Source organism: Sphingobacterium sp. UBA7253, from assembly GCF_002472745.1.
Classification (GTDB): domain Bacteria; phylum Bacteroidota; class Bacteroidia; order Sphingobacteriales; family Sphingobacteriaceae; genus Sphingobacterium; species Sphingobacterium siyangense.
Genome location: NZ_DKSP01000180.1, coordinates 4065 through 4311, shown reverse-complemented (window position 1 = coordinate 4311; position 247 = coordinate 4065). Strand labels below are relative to the sequence as shown.

General features: G+C 39.7%; 1 protein-coding gene. It reads left to right on the top strand.

From position 1 onward, the window contains the following. A partial coding sequence (locus B2X72_RS18065; RefSeq protein WP_286850960.1) for a hypothetical protein occupies window positions 1-247 on the top strand: 247 nt, incomplete at both ends.

The window sequence follows — 247 nt, the reverse complement described above, 5'->3', positions numbered from 1 at the left end:
TGGTGGTCGTTTTGCGACTTCGGATTTGAATGACTTATATCGTCGTGTGATTATCCGTAACAACCGTCTAAAACGTTTGATCGAAATCAAGGCTCCTGAAGTAATCTTACGTAACGAAAAACGTATGCTTCAAGAAGCGGTAGACTCTTTGTTTGACAACTCACGTAAAGTGAACGCTGTTAAGACAGAAGGTAACCGTGCATTGAAGTCTTTATCTGATATTTTGAAAGGTAAACAAGGTCGTTTC